The organism is Achromobacter anxifer, assembly GCF_903652925.1.
Taxonomy (GTDB): Bacteria; Pseudomonadota; Gammaproteobacteria; order Burkholderiales; family Burkholderiaceae_B; genus Achromobacter; species Achromobacter anxifer.
In genome coordinates this window covers 412,867-434,047 of sequence record NZ_CAHLAR010000006.1, presented here as the reverse complement: position 1 = coordinate 434,047, position 21,181 = coordinate 412,867, and the positions used below count along the sequence as shown (strand labels likewise).

The 21,181-nt window shown below is 68.3% G+C and carries 15 protein-coding genes; 10 read left to right on the top strand and 5 right to left on the bottom strand.

Features of this window, described 5'->3' with window-relative positions; genetic code table 11:
* Positions 1-5 precede the first annotated feature (5 nt).
* From aceK to HWY37_RS21380, 4 genes are all read left to right on the top strand, one after another.
* Positions 6-1,862, top strand: a complete 1,857-nt coding sequence (gene aceK / locus HWY37_RS21395; RefSeq protein WP_176089789.1) for a bifunctional isocitrate dehydrogenase kinase/phosphatase — start codon at positions 6-8, stop codon at positions 1,860-1,862.
* Positions 1,863-1,897: 35 nt separating this feature from the next.
* On the top strand, positions 1,898-3,079 hold the full coding sequence (locus HWY37_RS21390) for an acetyl-CoA C-acetyltransferase (RefSeq protein ID WP_176089788.1): 1,182 nt from the start codon (positions 1,898-1,900) through the stop codon (positions 3,077-3,079).
* 225 nt (positions 3,080-3,304) lie between these two features.
* Positions 3,305-4,912 carry a carboxyl transferase domain-containing protein gene (locus tag HWY37_RS21385; protein WP_175205280.1) on the top strand — a complete coding sequence of 536 codons (1,608 nt, stop codon included), beginning with the start codon at positions 3,305-3,307 and terminating at the stop codon, positions 4,910-4,912.
* A gap of 56 nt (positions 4,913-4,968) precedes the next feature.
* Positions 4,969-6,993: an acetyl/propionyl/methylcrotonyl-CoA carboxylase subunit alpha gene (locus tag HWY37_RS21380; protein WP_176089787.1), complete on the top strand. Its 2,025-nt coding sequence runs from the start codon at positions 4,969-4,971 to the stop codon at positions 6,991-6,993.
* A 19-nt stretch (positions 6,994-7,012) separates the two neighbouring features.
* Here the strand turns inward: HWY37_RS21380 and HWY37_RS21375 are convergent, their stop codons facing one another.
* The 3 genes from HWY37_RS21375 to capB are packed head-to-tail and all read right to left on the bottom strand — an operon-like array spanning position 7,013 to position 11,863.
* Positions 7,013-7,960, bottom strand: coding sequence for an AraC-like ligand-binding domain-containing protein (locus HWY37_RS21375; RefSeq protein ID WP_059376617.1), 948 nt, complete (start codon positions 7,958-7,960; stop codon positions 7,013-7,015).
* 38 nt (positions 7,961-7,998) lie between these two features.
* Positions 7,999-10,083, bottom strand: a complete 2,085-nt coding sequence (capA, locus tag HWY37_RS21370) for a caprolactamase subunit alpha (protein WP_176089786.1) — start codon at positions 10,081-10,083, stop codon at positions 7,999-8,001.
* A gap of 10 nt (positions 10,084-10,093) precedes the next feature.
* Positions 10,094-11,863: a caprolactamase subunit beta gene (capB, locus tag HWY37_RS21365; RefSeq protein WP_246302360.1), complete on the bottom strand. Its 1,770-nt coding sequence runs from the start codon at positions 11,861-11,863 to the stop codon at positions 10,094-10,096.
* Positions 11,864-12,105: 242 nt separating this feature from the next.
* Between capB and HWY37_RS21360 the strand changes: the two genes are divergently transcribed.
* Genes HWY37_RS21360 through HWY37_RS21345 form a run of 4 tightly spaced genes read left to right on the top strand, consistent with a single transcriptional unit; the run spans position 12,106 to position 16,163 of the window.
* Positions 12,106-13,218, top strand: coding sequence for a hypothetical protein (locus tag HWY37_RS21360; protein WP_176089785.1), 1,113 nt, complete (start codon positions 12,106-12,108; stop codon positions 13,216-13,218).
* 22 nt (positions 13,219-13,240) lie between these two features.
* On the top strand, positions 13,241-13,819 hold the full coding sequence (locus tag HWY37_RS21355) for a UGSC family (seleno)protein (RefSeq protein WP_176089784.1): 579 nt from the start codon (positions 13,241-13,243) through the stop codon (positions 13,817-13,819).
* Positions 13,820-13,878: 59 nt separating this feature from the next.
* The gene (locus HWY37_RS21350) at positions 13,879-15,210 is read left to right on the top strand and encodes a CaiB/BaiF CoA transferase family protein (protein ID WP_246302359.1); all 1,332 of its coding nucleotides are present in this window, start codon (positions 13,879-13,881) and stop codon (positions 15,208-15,210) included.
* Entirely contained in the window at positions 15,150-16,163 is a 1,014-nt protein-coding gene (locus HWY37_RS21345; protein WP_175205286.1) for a Bug family tripartite tricarboxylate transporter substrate binding protein, read from the top strand. Before HWY37_RS21350 ends, HWY37_RS21345 begins: the two co-directional genes overlap by 61 nt.
* Before the next feature lie 4 nt (positions 16,164-16,167).
* Here the strand turns inward: HWY37_RS21345 and HWY37_RS21340 are convergent, their stop codons facing one another.
* Positions 16,168-17,106 carry a LysR family transcriptional regulator gene (locus HWY37_RS21340; RefSeq protein ID WP_176089783.1) on the bottom strand — a complete coding sequence of 313 codons (939 nt, stop codon included), beginning with the start codon at positions 17,104-17,106 and terminating at the stop codon, positions 16,168-16,170.
* 208 nt (positions 17,107-17,314) lie between these two features.
* On the opposite strand from HWY37_RS21340, the gene HWY37_RS21335 reads away from it, so the two are divergent.
* The gene (locus HWY37_RS21335; protein ID WP_175205288.1) at positions 17,315-18,535 is read left to right on the top strand and encodes an MFS transporter; all 1,221 of its coding nucleotides are present in this window, start codon (positions 17,315-17,317) and stop codon (positions 18,533-18,535) included.
* A gap of 71 nt (positions 18,536-18,606) precedes the next feature.
* On the opposite strand, the gene HWY37_RS21330 is transcribed toward HWY37_RS21335, so the two are convergent.
* Complete coding sequence (locus tag HWY37_RS21330; protein ID WP_175205289.1) at positions 18,607-20,010, bottom strand: MFS transporter; 1,404 nt, start codon at positions 20,008-20,010, stop codon at positions 18,607-18,609.
* Positions 20,011-20,252: 242 nt separating this feature from the next.
* Here HWY37_RS21330 and HWY37_RS21325 point away from each other — a divergent pair, with 242 nt between their 5' ends.
* The gene (locus tag HWY37_RS21325) at positions 20,253-21,155 is read left to right on the top strand and encodes a hypothetical protein (protein ID WP_176089782.1); all 903 of its coding nucleotides are present in this window, start codon (positions 20,253-20,255) and stop codon (positions 21,153-21,155) included.
* The last annotated feature ends 26 nt before the right edge of the window (positions 21,156-21,181 follow it).

Below are 21,181 nucleotides of genomic sequence, written 5' to 3'. Positions count from 1 at the left end.
CCGCCATGATCCGCATGTCCGACGTCCAGCACATCGAACAGGCGCCCGCCCCGGGCCCCTCGCCGCTGGACGTCGCGCGGCTGATCCTGGCGGGCTTCGACCGCCACTACGCGCTATTCCGCTACAGCGCCCAGCGCGCCAAGGCGCTGTACGAATCCGGCGACTGGCACGGCATCCAGCGCCTGTCGCGCGAGCGCATCGAGTACTACGACATGCGGGTGCGCGAATGCGCCACCCAGCTCGAAGGCGTGCTGCGCGGCCGCCCGGAAGGCGCGGTCGGCGCCAACGGCAGCGCCGCGCCCGCCTTGAGCGACGAGCAGACCGCGTTCTGGCAGCAGATCAAGCAGGAGTTCGTGAGCCTGCTGGCGGATCACCGCCAGCCCGAATGCGCCGAGACCTTCTTCAACTCGGTGTCCTGCCGCATCCTGCATCGCGACTATTTCCACAACGCCTTCCTGTTCGTGCGTCCGGCCATTGCCACCGATTACCTGGACAGCAGCATCCCCTCGTACCGGGTGTACTACCCGGCCACGGACGGGCTGGAAAAAAGCCTGATCCGCATGGTGGCGGACTTCGGCCTGGCGCTGCCCTTCGAGGACCTGCCGCGCGACACGCGGCTGCTGGCGCGCGCCGCGGTCAAGCAACTGCGCGCCATCCTGCCGCGCCACGTCGGCCGCCGCATCGCCAGCGACTGCCAGATCCACGCGCTGGGCTCGCTGTTCTTCCGCAACAAGGGCGCCTACATCGTCGGCCGCCTGATCAACCAGGGCACGGTGTATCCCTTCGCGGTGGCGCTGATGCGCAACCCGGCGGGCCAGGTCGTGCTGGACGCGCTGCTGTTGGGCGCCGACGACCTGAGCACGCTGTTCAGCTTCACGCGCGCCTATTTCCTGGTGGACATGGAAACGCCGGCCGCGGTGGTGAACTTCCTGTCCAGCCTGCTGCCGCGCAAGCCCAAGGCCGAGCTCTACACCATGATCGGCCTGCAGAAGCAGGGCAAGACGCTGTTCTACCGCGACTTCCTGCACCATCTGGCGCATTCGCGCGACGCCTTCGACATCGCCCCCGGCATCAAGGGCATGGTGATGTGCGTGTTCACGCTGCCGTCCTATCCCTACGTGTTCAAGCTGATCAAGGACCGCATCGACAAGGACGGCATGGACCATGCCACCGTGCGCCGCAAGTACCAGATGGTGAAGCTGCACGACCGCGTCGGCCGCATGGCTGACACCTGGGAATACTCACAGGTGGCGCTGCCGCGCGCGCGCTTCGCGCCGGCGCTGCTGGAAGAGCTGCGCCGCCTGGTGCCCAGCCTGATAGAGGAAACCGGGGACACGGTGGTCATCCGCCATGTCTACATCGAACGGCGCATGACGCCGCTGAACATCTATCTGCGCCAGGCGCCGGACGCGCTGCTGGATCCGGCCGTGCGCGAATACGGGGACGCCATCCGGCAGCTGGCCGCCGCCAATATCTTCCCCGGCGACATGCTTTACAAGAACTTCGGCGTCACGCGCCTGGGCCGCGTCGTTTTCTACGACTACGACGAAATCCAGCGCATGACCGAGATGAATTTCCGGCGCATCCCGCCCGCTCCCAACGAAGAGGCGGAGCTGGCGTCCGAGCCCTGGTATGCGATTGGTCCGAATGATGTCTTCCCCGAGGAATTCGGACGCTTTCTGCTGGGCGACCCGCGCGTGCGCGGCGCCTTCATGCGTCACCATGCCGACCTGCTGGAACCGGAGTGGTGGCAGGCCTGCCGCAACCATGTTGCGCAAGGCAGGATTGAAGAATTTTTCCCTTACGATACGGACAGACGCCTGCGTCCGGAACGCCCTTCAGGCGCCCGCGCGGCCTCGTAACCCCAGAGCTGTCCCGACCCTCACAGGAGCTAGCCATGTCAGATCCCATCGTCATCGTTTCCGTCGCCCGCACGCCCATGGGCGGCATGCTGGGCGCCTTGTCCGGCCTGGCCGCGCACGAGCTGGGCTCGATCGCCATCAAGGCCGCCGTCGAACGCGCGGGCATCAAGCCCGAGCAGGTCGAAGAAGTCATCATGGGCAACGTGCTGCAGGCCGGCCAGGGCCAGGCCCCGGCGCGCCAGGCCGCGCTGGGCGCCGGCCTGCCGCTGGGCGTGGCTTGCACCACCATCCACAAGGTCTGCGGTTCGGGCCTGAAGGCCGCCATGTTCGGCCATGACCTGCTGGCCGCGGGCAGCGCCAACATCGTCGTCGCCGGCGGCCAGGAAAGCATGAGCAACGCGCCCTACCTGCTGCTCAAGGGCCGCCAGGGCTACCGCTACGGCCACAACACCGTGTACGACCACATGGCGCTGGACGGCCTGGAAGACGCCTACGACAAGGGCAAGGCGATGGGCGTGTTCGCCGAGGATTGCGCCGCCAAGTATTCCTTCACGCGCGAACAGCAGGACGCGTTCTCGCTGGAATCGCTGCGCCGCGCCCGCGCCGCCTCGGAAGACGGCAGCTTCAAGTGGGAAATCGCCCCCGTGACCGTGGCCGGCCGCAAGGGCGACACCGTGATCGACACCGACGAAGCCCCCACCAAGGCCATGCCGGAAAAGATCCCGACGCTCAAACCCGCCTTCAAGAAGGACGGCACCGTCACCGCCGCCAACTCCTCGTCGATCTCCGACGGCGCCGCCGCCATGGTGCTGATGCGCTCCTCCACCGCCGAGAAGCTCGGCGTGAAGCCGCTGGCACGCATCGTCGCCCACAGCCAGCACTCGCAAGAGCCGAACTGGTTCACCACCGCGCCCGTGGGCGCGCTGAAGAACCTGTTCGCCAAGACCGGCTGGAAGGCCGAGGACGTGGACCTGTACGAAATCAACGAAGCCTTCGCGGTGGTCACCATGGCCGCCATGGCCGACTTCAAGCTGCCGCATGACAAGGTCAACGTCCACGGCGGCGCCACCGCCCTGGGCCACCCGATCGGCGCGTCCGGCGCCCGCCTGATGGCCACCCTGGTCGGCGCGCTGCGCAAGACCGGCGGCAAGCGCGGCGTGGCCACGCTGTGCATCGGCGGCGGCGAAGCCGTCGCGATGGCGATCGAAATGATCTGACGCAACGCTGGGAGGCTTCGGCCTCCCGGCTTTCGATGGATTCCGCTGCGCCTTTCCTGCATGGCGTCGTAGCGCGACGGGTCGGTCGCGCGCCGTGCGGGAAAGGCGCAACGAAATCCCTCTTCGGTACCCCTAGCCGACAAGAATGCCCGGCCCACCGGGCAGCGAGACAAACCGCTCCACGAGCGCCTTCAAATTTCCAACAAGCAGGACGGGTGGAACCCCATGCCCATCATCGAATCCCGCATCAATCCGCGGTCGCAGGACTACACCGACAACGCGCAGGCCATGCAGGCGCAGCTGGACGATCTGGATCAGCAGCTGGCCCACACGGCGCTGGGCGGCAGCGAAGCCGCGCGCGCCAAGCACGTGGCGCGCGGCAAGCTGCTGCCGCGCGACCGCGTCGAACAGCTGATCGACCCGGGCACGCCGTTCCTTGAGCTGTCGCCGATGGCGGCGCACGGCATGTACGGCGGCGAAGCCCCCGGGGCCGGCGTCATCACCGGCATCGGCCGCGTGGCCGGCACGGAATGCGTGATCGTCTGCAACGACGCCACGGTCAAGGGCGGCACCTACTACCCGATGACGGTCAAGAAGCATCTGCGCGCGCAGGAAATCGCCGCGCAGAACCATCTGCCCTGCGTCTACCTGGTGGATTCCGGCGGCGCCAACCTGCCGCAGCAAGACGAGGTCTTCCCCGACCGCGAGCACTTCGGCCGCATCTTCTACAACCAGGCGCAGATGTCGGCGCAGGGCATTTCGCAGATCGCCGTGGTGATGGGCTCCTGCACCGCCGGCGGCGCCTACGTGCCCGCCATGAGCGACGAGTCCATCATCGTCAAGAACCAGGGCACCATCTTCCTGGGCGGCCCGCCGCTGGTGAAGGCCGCCACGGGCGAAGAAGTCAGCGCCGAGGACCTGGGCGGCGGCGACGTGCACACGCGCCTGTCCGGCGTGGCCGACCACCTGGCCGCCAACGACATGCACGCGCTGCAACTGGCGCGCAACGCCGTCGCGCGCCTGAACCGCAAGAAGCCGCAGCCGCTGGCCACCATCCCGGTGCGCGAGCCGCGCTACGACCCGAGCGAACTGAACGGCATCATTCCCGCCGACACCCGCAAGCCCTATGACGTGCGCGAAGTCATCGCGCGCATCGTGGACGGCTCCGAGTTCGACGAATTCAAGGCGCGCTTCGGCCCCACTCTGGTCACCGGCTTCGCGCACATCCACGGCATGCCCGTCGGCATCGTCGCCAACAACGGCATCCTGTTCTCGGAATCCGCGCAGAAGGGCGCGCACTTCATCGAACTGTGCGCGCAGCGCAAGATCCCGCTGGTGTTCCTGCAGAACATCACCGGCTTCATGGTCGGCCGCAAGTACGAAAACGAAGGCATCGCCCGCCACGGCGCCAAGATGGTGACGGCGGTGGCCACGGCCAACGTGCCCAAGTTCACCGTGCTGATCGGCGGCTCCTTCGGCGCCGGCAACTACGGCATGTGCGGCCGTGCCTACTCGCCGCGCATGTTGTTCATGTGGCCCAATGCCCGCATCTCGGTCATGGGCGGCGAACAGGCCGCCAGCGTCCTGGCCACGGTCAAGCGCGACGGCATCGAGGCCCGCGGCGGCCAGTGGTCGGCGGAAGAGGAAACCGCCTTCAAGGCGCCCATCCGCGAACAGTACGAGCGCGAAGGCCATCCCTACTACGCCACCGCGCGCCTGTGGGACGACGGCATCATCGCGCCGGCCGACACGCGGCGCGTGCTGGGCCTGGCCTTGTCGGCGGCGTTGAACGCGCCCATCGAAGACACCAAGTTCGGCGTGTTCCGCATGTAGGCCGGCGTAGCCGACCCCGCTGCCGCCCAAGAATAATTCCAGCCTGGATGACATCCATGTTCGATACTTTGCTGATTGCCAACCGCGGTGAAATCGCCTGCCGCGTGGCCGCCACCGCCCGCCGCATGGGCATCCGCACCGTCGCGGTGTATTCCGACGCCGACGCCAACGCCCGCCACGTCGCCGCCTGCGACCAGGCCGTGTACATCGGCGGCGCCGAGCCGCGCGCCAGCTACCTGCGCGCCGATGCAATCCTGCAGGCCGCGCGCGATACGGGCGCGGGCGCCATCCACCCCGGCTACGGCTTCCTGTCCGAGAACGAAGCCTTCGCCGAAGCCGCCGAAAAGGCCGGCATCGCCTTCGTCGGCCCGCCAGCCTCCGCCATCGCCGCCATGGGCAGCAAGTCCGCCGCCAAGACGCTGATGGAAAAAGCCGGCGTGCCGCTGGTGCCCGGCTACCACGGCGACAACCAGGACCCGCAATTCCTCAAGACCCAGGCCGACGCCATCGGCTACCCCGTGCTGATCAAGGCCAGCGCCGGCGGCGGCGGCAAGGGCATGCGCGTGGTCGAATCGTCGGGCGCGTTCCTGGACGCGCTGGCCTCGTGCCAGCGCGAGGCCGCGTCCAGCTTCGGCGACGACCGCGTGCTGATCGAACGCTATCTGCAAAAGCCGCGCCACATCGAGATCCAGGTGTTCGCCGACACCCACGGCAACTGCGTCTACCTGTTCGAACGCGACTGCTCGGTGCAGCGCCGCCACCAGAAGGTGATCGAGGAAGCCCCGGCCCCCGGCATGACCGAAGAGCGCCGCCGCGCCATGGGCGAAGCCGCCGTGGCCGCCGCGCGCGCCGTGGGCTACGTGGGCGCGGGCACGGTGGAGTTCATCGCCGAGCCCGACGGCCGCTTCTACTTCATGGAAATGAACACGCGCCTGCAAGTCGAACACCCGGTCACCGAAATGATCACCGGCCACGACCTGGTCGAATGGCAGCTGCGCGTGGCCGCCGGCCAGCCGCTGCCCGCGCGCCAGGAAGACCTGCGCATCCAGGGCCACGCCATCGAGGCCCGCATCTACGCCGAGAACCCCGAGAAGGGCTTCCTGCCGTCCATCGGCACCCTGGCCTACCTGGGCCTGCCGGCGCACACGGCCTTCGCCAATGGCGACATCCGGGTCGACGGCGGCGTGCGCATGGGCGACACCATCACGCCGTTCTACGACCCCATGATCGCCAAGCTGATCGTGCACGGCGCCGACCGCGACCAGGCCCGCGCCCGCATGCTGCAAGCGCTGGCCCAGACCCAGGCCGTGGGCGTGCAGACCAACGTGGCCTTCCTGTCGCGCCTGATGCAGGACAGCGCCTTCGCCGCGGCGGACCTGGACACCGGCCTGATCGAACGCCAGCGCGCCACGCTGCTGCCCGAACCCCAGGCCGCCAGCGCCGCGACGCTGGCGCTGGCCTGCGCCGCCGTGCTGGTGCGCCAGGGCCTGGCGCAGCCGCAGGCCACCGGCGGCAAGCAGCCCGCCGATCCCTGGGACGCGCGCGACGGCTGGCGCCTGGGCGGCCGCTACCAGCGCCGGCTGCAATGGGTGGACAACGGCGAGACCCGCCACGTCACCGTCGCCCGCCAGGGCGGCGCCTGGACCCTGGACAGCGGCGCCGGCCCGCAGGCTTTCCTGTGGCGCGCCCACGCCAGCGCCAATCCCAACCTGGCCTACGGCCTGCGCGTCACGCTGGACGGCCACGAAAGCGCCGGCACGGTCGTGCTGCACGCCGACCGCGCCCACGTCTTCGGCGAAGGCGGCGTGCACGTGCTGGACCTGTACGATCCCCTGGCGCATTCGCAGGACACGCAGGGCGAGCACGGCGGCGGCCTCACGGCCCCCATGCCCGGCAAGATCATCTCGATCTCGGTCAAGGCCGGCGACGCCGTGGAAAAGGGCCAGCCGCTGCTGGTGATGGAAGCCATGAAGATGGAACACACCATTTCCGCGCCTGCCGACGGCAAGGTCACGGAGGTGTTCTATGGCGTGGGCGACCAGGTGACGGAAGGCGCGGAGCTGGTGGCGATCGGGGAATGACCCGGCAGGCGCCGCCCGCCTAAGCGGGCAGGCGGCGCGACTGGCCCGGCGTGCGGCCGAAGCGGCGCTTGAACAGCCGCGAGAAATGCGACTGGTCGGCAAAGCCCCATTGGTGCGCCACGCCCGCCACCGAAACCCGCTGGTCCGAGGCGCGCAGCGCCTGGTCGGCGCGGTCCAGTCTTTGCTCGTGCAGCCACTGGATGAAGGTCTGGCCCACGTCCCGATACAGGGCGTGCAGGTAGCGGACCGAAATGCCGCAGGCCTGCGCCACGCGCTCCGGCCCCAGGTCGCGGTCCGCCAGGTGCTGGCGCGCATAGGCTTCGATGCGGCCCAGATGCGCCGCGCGCACCGCGGAATCGTTCGACGTCAGCACGCGGTCGTCGGCCTGCACCGAACAAACCAGCAAATCCACCAGCTGCTGCGCCAGCAATTCGCGCTGCGCGCCATCGCCGCGATTGAGCTGCCGGCCGATGAGGTCGACATACGAGGCGAACAGCCAGCCCGCGCCCTGCGTCGCATCGAAGGACAACGCGCAATAGCGGTCAGGAGCGCGCAGATGCCCGCGGAGCAGCGCGCCCGGTACCTTCAGCACCCACAGCTCGTTGTCCTGCCCGTAGGAGAATTCGTAGGGGCTGTGGCCGTGTTCCAGCAGGAACGCGCCCGGGTGGCAGAAGGTTTCGCGCCCGCCCTGGGCGAAGCGGATGGCGCTCAGCCGCGGCACCGTCACCAGGTATTGCTCGTCGGAAACATCCCGCAAATGCGTCTTCAGGCGGTTGTAGCAAAGCGGCGAGGACGCCAGCCGCGACAGCGACAGCGCGCCCAGGCGCCAGGAGTTGAGCGCGCCCTCGAAGCGCGCCGCGTCCTGGAACCGCAATTGCAGGCTGAAGTAGGTGTTGCCGACCGCGGCTTCCCAATGGCGGGCACGGTCGCCGGCGGCCAGTCCTGTGGTGTCGTAGCGGGTGTCCACGTTGCCGCCTCCGCGCGCATAACAACCGCTAATCTGGATCAGCCCTGGTCCCGGGTCAATAAGTACGTACCCGAGCCATGCAACAAGGCGTTCCAGCCCGGGCGCACCACGATGGTGGTCGTGGGCTCCTCGATCACGGCCGGACCGGCGATGCGGTCGCCAGCCAGCAAGCGCGCGCCGTCGTAGACCGGCGTATCGACCCGCAGGCCCGCATCGTCGAACAGCATGGCGCGCCAGCTGTCCAGCGCCGCCGCCGGATCGCCGCTGCCCGCCTCCAGCTCCGGCAGCGCGGGCTTGTCGACCGCGCCCGAGGCCATGACTTCCAGGTTCACCAGCTCCACCACATTGTGCGGCTCGGAATAGGTGTAGAGCTGCTCGTGGCGCGCATGGAAGTCGCGCAGCAGCTGGGCCAGCGTGTCGGCGGTGACCGGACCCGGCGGCACGTCCACCTGGCATTCGTGGATCTGGCCCTGATAGCGCATTTCCACCTTGCGGGCCAGGCTGATGCGATCCACGGCGAAGCCGTCGGCCGTCAGCAGTTCGCGGCCGCGCGCTTCCATGTCGCGAAACAGCGTGTCCAGCTTGCCGATGTCGGCGCTTTGGTCCAGGCGCATCACGGCGCTGGCCAGGAAGTGATACTTGACGTCGGAGATCACCTGGCCAAAGGCGCACAGGCAGGAAGCGATCTTGGGCACCAGCACCGTTCGGCTGCCGATCTCCTCGGCCAGCGCGGCGATATGCATGCCGGCGGCGCCGCCCGCGCAGACCAGCGCGAAGTCGCGCGGGTCGTAGCCGTTCTCGATCGAGATGCGGCGTATGCCGTTGGCCATGTTCAGATTCACCAGCGTGCCGATGCCGTAGGCAGCGCGCTCCAGGCTCAGTCCCAGCGGCCTGGCCACATGCTGTTCGACCGCGTCGCGGGCGCGCTCGCGGTCCAGCCGGATCGCGCCGCCCAGCACGGCGTCGGGGCGCAGGTATCCCAGCACCATGTTGGCGTCGGTGACGGTCGGCTCCTTGCCGCCCAGGCCGTAGCAGGCGGGTCCCGGCACCGCGCCGGCGCTGCGCGGACCGACTTCCAGCATGCCGAAGGCGTTCAGATGCGCGATCGAGCCGCCGCCCGCGCCCAGGGTTTCGACATGGATCATCGGCACGCCGATGCGATGCCGCAGGAAATCGATGTTGCGGTTCAGATTGGTCTGGCCGCCGCGCGCCATGGTGATGTCGAACGAGGTCCCACCCATGTCCACGGTGATGATGTTGTCGATGCCGAACGGGGCCGCCACGTACAGGCCGGCCTGCGGCGCGGATGCCGGACCGGAATTGATCGCGTTGACCGCGCGCCGCCGCATGATGTCCCCAACCGCCAGCCCGCCGTTGGACTGGAAGTAGCGCACCGCGCCCCTGGCGCCCAGGCTGCGGAAATAGTCGTCGATGCGCGCCACGTAGCGCGCCATCACCGGACTCAGATAGGCGTTGACGATGGTCGTGGAGGTGCGCGTGTACTCGCGCACCTGCGGATAGACCTCGTGCCCGGCGCAGACGAAGACATCGGGCATGGCTGCCGCGACCATCTCCCGCGCGCGCTGCTCGTGCGCCGAGTTGGCCGGCGCCCACACGAACGAGACCGCGACCGCCTGCACGCCTTCGCGCTTGAAGACCTCGATGGCGGCGCGCACGTCGTCCTCGTTCAGCGGCTGGTGCACCGAGCCGTCCGCCAGCACGCGCTCGCGCACCGGCCGGCGCAAATGCCGCGGCACCAACTGCGGCGCGGGCGGATAGTCGGCGTCGTAGCGATAGCCTTCTTCCTTGTGTCCCAGGCGGATCTCGATGCTGTCCTCATGGCCCGCCGTGCACAGCAGGCCGACCTTGACGCCCTTCAGCTCGATCAGCGCGTTCAGCGCCACGGTGGTGCCGTTGATGCACAGATCGCAGTCGCGCACGATGTCCTCGACCGGGCGTCCCAGCTCCTGCGCCATCTGCGCCAGCCCGGCGGCGATGGCGCGGGTGCCGTCCTGCGGCGTGGATGCGCTCTTGAACAGCCTGATCCGGCCGTCGCGGCCGGCCAGGACGAAGTCGGTGAAGGTGCCGCCGGCGTCTACGCCGAGGCGATATTGTCCTTGCATGATGTGCTCCTCAGCGGGGATCGCGCACGCGCGCTGCGTTGGTGGCGGAGATGTCGGCCTGGCCGCTGGCGTCCACCACGACGCCGTACTCGGCATGCGCGGCCTCGCGCGATACCAGCCCGTTCCTGACGTCCGCGGCCACGTCGCGGGGATCGCGGTGGAAGGGATCGCCATAACCGCCTCCGCCGGGATTGACGTTGCGAGCGCGCTCGCCCGGCTTCAGGCTCAAGATGGTGTTCTTGCGATGCACCGTGACCTTGCCGCCGGCGTGATGCTGCTCCAGCCGCCCCAGCTTGCGGTCCGGCAGCGAGTTGTATGCGCCCGCCGCGCCGCCGGTCGGAATCTGGCGCCCTTCGCCGAAGGCGACCACCGTCATCTCATGGCCGATGGGCTCCACCTCCCACACCGTGCCGCTGCCGCCGCGCCGCTGGCCGGCGCCGCCGCTGTCCTCTTGCAGGCCATAGCGGTGGATGATGATGGGATAGGCGTATTCCAGAAGTTCGATATCGCCGGAACTGAGCGCGCCGAAGCAGCACAGCGGACCGCAGGCGTGCCAGCCGTCCATCTGGCGGGTAGCGCCGGCGCCCGAGATGATCGAAGCCAGCACCATCGTCACGTACTGCTCGCCCGTCTTGGGATCTATGCCCGCGATGTTGACGCCGCTGGCGTGGCCCCACGAAGCCGTCACGCGTTCCGGCGCGGCCGCCTCGAAGGCCTGCCGCACCGCATCGGTCAGCGTCTCCATCGGCGTGGTGGTGCAGTTGACGTGCGGCGCCGGTTCGCGCGCGTTGCACAAGGTGCCTTGCGGCCCCAGGTCCACCGTGACGCAACGGTAGAGGCCGGCGTTATACGGCGGCGGCACCTGCGCGAACATCATCAGGCCCAGGTAGATGCCGGACATGGAATTGCCGGCGTACGAATTGATGAAATAGGGCACCTGCGGCGGACTCTCGATGCTGATGTGCACGCTGTCGCCCTGGACCTGCACGCTGGCGGATATGGTCATGTCGCCATGGCCATGGCCCGCGTCTTCCAGCCGCGCCCGGCCCGAATAGGTGCCGTCGGGAATCGACGCGATCAGCGACCGCATGTGGCGGTCCGCCATGTCCTTCAGTTCGGCGATGGCCGCCTGCACCGTGGGCAGGCCGTACTTGGCCAGCAGAGCCTGCAAATGGCGCTCGCCGACGCGGCAAGCGCCGTACTGCGCGTTCAGGTCGCCTTCCTGGTCGCGCCGCGCCCGCATATTGCACAACAGCAGGTTGACCACGTCGTCGCGCCGCACGCCGCGGTCCCATAGCTTGACCGGCGGAATCCGCAGTCCCTCCGCGTACAGGTCGCGCGCGTCCGGGTTGTAGCCCGCGGGCACCGGGCCGCCGATATCGGTCAGGTGTCCTTTGCAGACCGCCCAGAACACCAGCTTGCCTTCATGGAACACCGGCTTGTACATGCAGCAGTCCAGGATATGGCTGCCCTGATAGACCGGATCGTTGTGATAGATGATGTCGCCTTCATGGATGTCGTCGCCGAAGAACTCGGCGACGGCCTTCATGGCGGGTATCAGCGACCCCAGGTGGATCGGAATGTCCTGGCCCTGCAGGATCATCTCCGGATAGTGGTCGAACAAGGCATTGCTGTAATCGTGCGCCAGGTTGAAGACGCTGGAGCGTCCGGTCTTCTCCAGCGTCAGCGTCATTTCGCGCTGCGCGGTCTCCAAGGCCCCGCGCACCACGGCCAGCGTGATCGGATCGACCGATCCGGCTGCGGATTTCGCTTCCATCATGTTCCCCTTGAACAATGCCATCGTCGCGGACGGCTTTGCAGCAAAGTTAATGAGCGGGCGGCGCGCTGGCTTGTACCAGAGCGCAGGAAAAACTGTCTGGGAAGGAACGGCCGGCGCCGGGCCGTGGCGCGCGATTTATGCGTATTTCGCAATCATCTATCGAAATAGATTGTTCTTGTTATAGATAAGCAGGCACTCCTATGCTCCTCGCAACGTCATCCGACAGCCACGAGGAGATTCTGATGAGTGCGGTTCTGCAAGCGAAGGCGTCGCCGGCCAACATGGTGCCGGCCGGCGTGGACCTGGTGGAGTACTACTACGAGCGCGGCTTCAGCGACGGGCTGCCGGTGGTGCCGCCAACGCCCGAGAAGATCGACGAGATCGTGGCGCGGCTGGGCGGCGACCCCGGCTTCGTCGAGGCGCGCGTGGCGCCGCGCTGGGGCGAACTGACGCGCGAGGTGCTGGCCATCAACATGGTGATGGCCGGCTGCAAGCCCGAGTACGCGCCGGTGGTGCTGGCGGCGGTAAAGGCCGTCACCGACCAGGCCTTCAACCTGAACGGCGTGCAAGCCACCACGCACGTGGCCGCGCCGCTGCTGGTGGTGAATGGGCCGATTGCCCGCGAGATCGGCATGAATGGCGGCGTCAACGCGTTCGGCTCCGGCAACCGCGCCAACGCCACCATCGGCCGGGCGCTGCGCCTGATCATGCTGAACGTGGGCGGCGGCTGGCCGGGAGACCTGGACAAGAGCACGCTGGGGCATCCGGGCAAATACACCTACTGCGTTTGCGAGAACGAACTGCAAAGCCCACTGGCGCCGTACCACGTGGAACACGGCTACAAGGCCGAGGACTCCACCGTGTTCGCGATGGCGGCCGAGGCGCCGCACAGCGTCACCAACCACATCTCGAACGACCCAGAGGGCATCCTCGACACGATGTGTTCGGCCATGAGCACCATCGCGTCCAACAGCGCGGTGCTGGGCGGCCATATCGCGGTGGTGCTGGGCCTGGAGCACGCGCAGACCATCGGCAAGCACGGCTGGTCGCGCGCCGACGTGCGCAACTACCTGTACGTGAACCACGGCAACCGCTTCATCGACCTGGCTTACGGCCACCGCTACGGCAAGGTCTACAACCGCAATCTGCCCAAGTACTACAAGCGCAACGACGACACCCGCATTCCCATCGTGCACAGCCCGGACCACATCCACCTGTTCGTGATGGGCGGCGAGGCCGGCCGCTTTTCCGTGCTGATACCGGGCTGGGGCAGCATGAGCACGCCGGTGCTGCGCGCAATCGATGGCGCAAGCGCCGACGGCGGTGATTGCACCAGCGGCGCCTGCGCCATCTGACACGACAACCAGGAGATCGGAAATGTTGATGAACGACGGGAAAAAAGTCGCGGTGTACGACCCGCGCGGCGCCTTGCGCTTCGACGATACGCCGGTATCGGCGCGCAAGCGGAGCCTGGCCGGACTGCGGCTGGGCATCCTCGACAACTCGAAGTGGAACGCCAACAAGCTGCTGCGCGGCGCGCTGGCGGCATTAGGCGAGGACATCGAGTTCGCCGAGGTGAACTACTACGTCAAGCACAGCTTCTCCAAGGATGCCGCGCCCGAACTGATCGCGCGCATCGCGGCGGAAAACGATCTGGTGCTGACCGCCATCGGCGATTGCGGCTCCTGCTGCTCGGCCTGTGTGCGCGACTCCATCGCGCTGGAGCGGCTGGGCATACCCAGCGCGGTCATCATCACGACCGAGTTCGCGCGCGAGACCGAGCTGACGAGGCAGGCCATCGGCATGAAGGCCTTGGAACCCGTGGTGATCACCCATCCGGTCAGCTCCATCACCGCCGAGGAAGTGGCGCAGCGCGTCGTCCAGATCAAGGAACAGGCGCAGCAGGTGTGGCTGGGCACGAAGGCGCCGATGCAGGTGCGCGTGGAATTGCAGTGACGGCAGCGCGGTAGGGCCGCGGCCCGCGGCGCCGCCGCGAAAAAGGAAAGGGAGAGAGCATGGGCGCACTATCGCACTTGCGGGTGCTGGACCTTTCGCGCGTGCTGGCCGGCCCCTGGGCCAGCCAGCTGCTGGCGGACCTGGGCGCGGAGGTGATCAAGATCGAGCGCCCCGGCCTGGGCGACGATACCCGCGGCTGGGGGCCGCCGTGGATCGACGATCCGCAATGGGGCGACGTGGCGCAGTCGGCCTACTTCGCCGGCGTCAACCGCAACAAGAAATCCGTGGCCGTCGATATCGCCACGCCCGACGGACAGCGGCTGGTGGCCGCGCTGGCGGTGCAATGCGACGTGCTGATCGAGAACTTCAAGGTGGGTGGGCTGCGCGCCTACGGCCTGGACTACGACACGCTGAAACGCAGCCACCCTGGCCTGGTGTACTGCTCCATCACCGGCTTCGGCCAGGACGGCCCCTATGCCGGCAGGCCGGGCTATGACTTCCTGGTCCAGGGCATGGGCGGCCTGATGAGCATCACCGGCAGAAGCGATGGCGAACCCGGCGCGGGGCCGCTGAAGGTCGGCGTGGCATTGACGGACATCCTGACGGGACTGTACGCCACCGCGGGCATCCAGGCAGCGCTGGCGCATCGCGACCGCAGCGGCGTGGGCCAGCACGTCGACGTGGCGCTGCTGGACGTGCAGGTGGCCGCGCTGGCAAACCAGGCCATGAACTTCCTGGCCAGCGGCCGCGAGCCCTCGCGCCTGGGCAACGCCCATCCCAACATCGTGCCCTACCAGGACTTCGCCACCCTTGACGGCCACATCATCGTCACCATCGGCAATGACGCGCAATTCCGCCGGTTCTGCGGCGCCATCGGCCGCCCCGACCTGGCGGACGATCCGCGCTACGAAACCAATACCGCCCGCCTGGCGGCGCGCGAGTCGCTGATCCCGCAGATCCAGGCGGCCATGGCGCGGCATGCCAGCGCGCACTGGCTGCAAACGCTGGAAGCGCTGGCGGTTCCTTGCGGTCCCATCAATGGCCTGGCCGACGTCTTCGCGGATCCGCAGGTCCTGCAACGCGGCATGCGCGTGCCGATGCCCGGCGCGCAGGCAGGCGGAGCGGAACTGGTCGGCAATCCCCTGCATTTGTCGGCGACGCCCGTCGAATACCGCAGCGCCCCGCCAGCGCTGGGCGCCCATACGGAACCGGTACTGCGCGAGATGCTGGGACTGGCGCCGCAGGCGCTGGCCGAACTGCGACGCACTGGCGCGATCGCCGCCGGATCCAGAGCTGTGCACACCACACGAAGCGACAAGGGAGACCCACCATGGAACCATCCTCCATCCAAGCGGAAGATCCGCTCCGGCCCGCCCGGCGGCGGTTGCTGATCGGCGCAGCGGGCGCCGCCCTGAGCGTGCTCGGCGGCGCCAGGGCGCTGGCTGCCGCCGGCTACCCGTCCAAGCCCTTGCGCATCGTCATCCCCTATCCGCCCGGTGGTCCGACCGACATCGTCGGCCGCATCGTCGCGGCCACGCTGGCGGAGAAATTGGGGCAATCGGTGGTGGTCGACAACCGGCCGGGCGCCAGCGGCATGATAGGCGCCGACACCGTGGCCAAGGCAGCGCCGGACGGCTATGTGCTGCTCGTCAATGTCTCGGGCCAGCTGGTCAATCCAGCGCTGTACCCCAACATGGCGCATGACCCGCTCAAGGACTTCCGCGGCATCACCAACCTGGCGTCCACGCCGATCCAGCTGGTGGTAAGCAGCAATTCCCCGGTGCGCTCGGTGGCGGATCTGGTGGCGCTGCTGCGGGCCGAACCGGGCCGGCACAACTTTGCATCATCCAGCAACGGTGCGCCCGGCCATCTGGCCGGCGAAGTGTTCAAGGCGGCCGCGAAGCTGGATGTCACGCACATTCCGTACAAAGGCAGCGCGCCCGCGCTGACGGACGTGATGGGCGGACAGGTCACCTACATGCTGGATTCGATGCCTTCGTCCATCAGCCTCGTCAAGGGCGGCCGGCTGCGCGCGCTGGCGGTCACCTCGGAGCAGCGCGTGGCCGCATTGCCCGACGTGCCTACCTTTGCCGAGCTGGGCTATCCGAACGTCAACCTGACCTCCTGGTACGGCATGTGGGCGCCGGCGAACACGCCATCCGAACTCATCGCAAGCCTGTACCGCAGCGTCAGCAATGTGCTGGAACGGCCCGACGTGCGCGCGCGCCTGATCGAAGCGCAGGCCATGCCGGTGGGCGATACGCCGGAACACTTCGACGCCTTTTGCCGCAGCGAGGCCAAGCGCTACGCCGAAATCGTCCAGCGGGCCGGCATCCGGCTGTAATGGACTAGCGGACGCCGCGGCGGCGGCTTGCGGGCACGGCGGCTTGCACCCAGTCGCTGCGCAATTGCGCCAGGAAGCCGCTGGCGCTGGGGGTAAGGCCACGCTCCTTCAGGAACACCACGCCGATGGCCTGGCTCAGCGCGGGCTTGGTCAACGGCCGCGCCACCAGGTCGGCGCCCAGCGCGGCCGGCACGGCTCCGCCCGGCACGATGGCAACGCCCACGCCGGCCCAGACGCATTGCATCACCGTGGCGAACTGGCTGACCGTCACCGCGTGCCGCAGCGATACGCCCGCGACCGAGGCGTGGCTGTCGATCAGCCGGCGCGTCTGCGACTCCTTGGGCAACGACACCTGCGCATAGGGCGCCAGCTGCTCAAGCGTCACGCCGGCGTTCGCGGACAGCGGATGCTGGCGCGGCATGACGACATGAAAGGCCTCGCGGCCCAAAGCCACGACCGAGAATTCGCCCGGCACGCCGTCGATATAGGTAATCCCCATATCGGCCACGCCGCTGCGCACATCGTCCAGCACCGTGCCGTGCACGCCTTCGCGGATCTGCAACTCGATGCGGGGTCGCGATTCGCGGTAGCGCGCGACGATCCGGGGCAACTGTGTATAGGCCACCGACATCACCGCCGACACGATGCTGCGGCCGCGCTGCTCGTCCGAGATCTCGCGCATGTTCTCGTAGGAAATGCGCAGGTCGGACAGCATGCGGTTCGCCAGCGACACGAACTCCTGGCCCGCTGGCGTGGTCTCCACGCGGCGCGTGGAGCGATGGAACAGCTCCACGCCCAGAGCCTTCTCCACACGCTGTACCGTGCGCGTGAGCGCGGGCTGCGAGATGTTCAGCGTAAGCGCGGCGGCGACGAAACTGCCGCATTCGGCGACGGTGCTGATCGCCTGCAATTCGCGCGAACTCAGGTCGGGTAGCGTGGCCATGGGGGAATTTCCCTGTGCGGTCGATTTATGCCGGAAGCGGAATTATAGATTTCAGGTATCCGTGTTGCGCATGAATGAGAGCCCGGTCTTCCAGGACAGCCCTGGGTTCCGAAGCCCGTCTGCCGGAACGCTCTTAGTTTCCCGTCAGCGACTTGTCCCTAGAATGCTGGGTCCGGCGCCCGTCGCGCGCCCCACGCGCCTTCGCCCGATGCCCGCCCCCGATTCCCCCAGTCCGCTGCAACGTCCCGCCTTCCTGCATTACCTGTTCGCGCGCATCGGCGCGTCCCTGGCCTTCCAGATCGTCTCGGTCGCGGTGGGCTGGCAGATCTATGCATTGAGCGGCAGCGCCCTGGACCTGGGCCTGATCGGCCTGGCGCAGTTCCTGCCCATGGCGGCGCTGACCCTGGTAGTGGGTCACGTGGCCGACCGCTACGACCGCCGCAAGATCGTGGCGGTATGCATGGCGCTGGAAGCGCTAGCCACGCTGGTGCTGGCGATCGCGGCCCTGCACGGCGTGGGCGGCAAGACTCTGATCTACGCCACCATCATCATCATGAGCTCGGCGCGCGCCTTTGAAGCGCCCACGCTGGCAACACTGATCCCGGCGGTGGTGCCGCGCGAATGGCTGCCGCGCGCGACCGCGCTGGCCTCGTCCGGCGGCCAGATCGCGCAGATCGCCGGCCCGGCGCTGGGTGGCGTCGGCTACGGGTTGGGAGCAGGGTGGATCTATTGCGTGGCCGCGGCCCTGTACCTGTCCGCCTTCGCCTCCATCGCCACGCTGGTCATCGAACGCGCCCCGCCGCGCAAGGAACCGACCACCTGGCGCACGCTGTTCGCCGGCATCACCTTCATCTTCCAGCGGCGCCTGCTGCTGGGCACCTTGTCGCTAGACCTGTTCGCCGTGCTGCTGGGCGGCGCCACGGCGCTTCTGCCCATCTTCGCCAAGGACATCCTCAACGCCGGCCCCTGGGCGCTGGGCGCGCTGCGGGCCGCCCCCGCCTGCGGCGCGGCCCTGATGTCGCTGACGCTGGCTCGCCTGAGCCTGGGCGAGCACGTCGGCCGCCTGCTGTTCGGCGCGCTGTTCGTGTTCGGGCTGGCCACTACGGTATTCGGCCTGTCCACCTCGATCCCGCTGTCCATCGGCGCGCTGGTGCTGCTGGGCGCGGCGGACGCGGTCAGCGTGGTGGTGCGTTCGTCGCTGGTGCAGCTGAACACGCCGGACCATATGCTGGGGCGCGTCAGCGCGGTGAACACGCTATTCGTCGGCACCTCGAACCAGCTTGGCGAATTCGAATCCGGCGTCATGGCCGCGGCCTTCGGCGCCGTGCCTGCGGTGGTGATCGGCGGAGTCGGCACCATCGCCGTGGCCGGGCTGTGGATGCGGTGGTTTCCGGAGCTGAGGAAGCTCAGGAGCTTGCATGCGCCTTGAGCGGGCGCTCGCCTTGCGCAGCCCACCGGCGCCATCCCGCGCCGTCCTGCGTTCCGTCTGTCCGGACTGCCTTAGTCCCGCGCCAGCACCCTGAGGAAACTCACCGCGCACGCCACGCCCGCGATCAACGCGCCTATCCATAGCGCGACGCCCGCGCCGTCTTGCCCCACGACAGCGAAGCATGCGGCCACCAGCGCCGCGCCCGCCGCCTGGCCGATCAGCCGCGCCGTCGGAATCACGCCGCTGGCCGCGCCGCTGCGTTCCGCGGGCGCGCTCATGGTCAGCGCCTTCAGGTTGGGCGCCTGAAAGAAGCCGAAGCCCGCGCCGCACAGCGCCAGGCGCCAGATGATGTCCGCGTCCGAGGCATGCTCCGGCAACTGCGCCACCAGCAGCATGCCGACGCACAGCACCAACAGCCCGCTTCCGCCCAAGAGCGCCACGGAGTGCCTTTCCGACAGGTAACCCGCAATGGGCGCGGTAAAGGCGACAAGCAGCGGCCAGGGCGTCAGCAGCAGGCCCGTCGCCACGTCCGTGCGGCCCAGGCTCATCTGCAAAAGAAACGGCAGCGCAACCAGCGCCAGCCCCTGCGACGCGTAGGACAAGATCGAAGTCAGCACCGACATGGCGAAGAGCGGCCGGCGCAACAGATCCACCGGCAGCATGGGCGCGGGATGCCCGCGCTGCCGGCGCAGCAACAGCGCGCAGCAGGCCACGGCCGCACCCGCCTCCAGCAGGATGCGCGGCCACGCCGCGCGATGCGCCGCGTCGCCCAGCGCCAGCACGGCCAGCGCAAAGGTCGCGCCCAGCAGCAGCGCCGCCACGCCATCGAAACGCGGCGGCGTCCGGCGCGGTGCGTTGTGCGACGTGTTTTGCGGCAAGGTGCGCCACGCCATGGCCATGCCCAGCGCACCCAGCGGGATGTTGATCAGGAACAGCCAGTGCCACGTGCTGACGGCAAGAATGGCCGAAGCCGCCGAGGGCCCAACGACATAGAAGACCGCCACCGTCAGCGCATTGATCCCCTGGGCTCGGCCGATCTGGCTGCTGGGAAAGGTCAGCCGTATCAGCGCCGCCGCCACGCCCAGGATGCCCGACGCGCCCACGCCCTGCAGCGCGCGCGCGGCTATCAGCATCGGCAAGGAATCCGCCAGCCCGCAGGCCGCCGAGGCCAGCGTGAACACCAGCAATCCGTACAGATAGACCCTGCGGTGCCCCACGATGTCACCCAGCGCCGCGAACGGCAGCAGCGTGGCGACCATGGCGATCTGGTAGGCGTTGATGATCCAGATGGACGCGCCCGGCGTGGCATCCAGGTCCGCCGCGATGGTGGGCAAGGCGGTATTCGCGATGGAGGTGTCCAGCGTGGCGATGGCGCTGCCCAGGATCAGCGTGGAGACGGCCCACAGCCTCTGCCGTACCGGCAAGCCGTCGCCAGCCTGGGCCGGCGCCATGGTGCTTTCAGCTAGGGATGGCATGCGGGACGGCTCCTGGGCGGCGTCGCGCGTCACGGCGGAAGTTGCCGTGCGGGACTCGGGCGTGGCAAGCTGCTGTCAGGCTGCGCTACAGCATAGCGCCATTGCAGTCCGACACAATTGGCAAATAGTTGTCCGGCGCAGGCAACGGCGGCCCATTAGCATGACGCCGCAAAGCAGCGGCATGCCGCCATCAGGACCAAGAACGAAATCCGGCCACGAGCCCACAAGAAGTTGTCCAACCCATGAAAACCACTCTGAAAGCCAGCTCCCACTTCAGCCTCGACTCCCTGCTCCGCACGGCCATGGCCGGCCTGCTTGCTTCCACCCTGGCTGCCGTCTTCAGCCCGGCCGCCATGGCCGCCGAGGCGGCCGGCGCCACTGCGCTGCCGCCTACCGCCCAGGCCGCCGCCATTGCGCCGCCCGATGCGCCCACCGTGCTGTATTCGATCTACCAGGTCGACGGCAAGGGCGCGGACTCCTACGAAGTGGCAAACGGCAGCATCGCCACCTTCTGGTTCGGCCACGCCTTCGAGCTGGGCGGCACCCGCTACTACACGGGCTTCACCTGGGACACCCGCGAAAAATACGGCAAGCCCGGCGAAGACGAGGTCGGCCCGGACACCCAGGTCAATATGGCCGAAGCCACCTACACGCTGACCGGCGGCTCGCCCGATCGGCCCTGGCAGTTCCGCGGCATGAAGAACACCATCGGCACCTTCGGCGCCTTCGAAAAGCCGGAAGACGTGGACACCCGCCGCAAGCCGCTGGAATACCGCACGCCCAGCGGCAAGCTGATGCTGGCCGTGCCCACCGAAGGCTTCGACAACGGCATCAGCTTCACCGGCTACGCCCTGCTGATCTTCAATCCGGCGGGCCCGGACGAAGGCGCGGGCTGGACCTACGTGGGCAGCGTCAACACCGGCGAAGACAACAGCGCGGCCTGCGCCGAGGGCGACGTCATGCCCTGCGTGGCCAGCTCGGGCGAACTGGTGTTCTCGGCGCACGGCGGCAGCGACATGCCCCGCGTGACCGTCAAACGCAGCGGCACCGAGATCTCCGGACCAGACAAGACCCGCCAGCTGGGCGCGGGCGACGCGGTCACCTACGTCTACGACGCGGGCAGCAAGAAATACGCGGAGAAGTAAGGCCTGCGTTGATGCCCGTCCCTGCC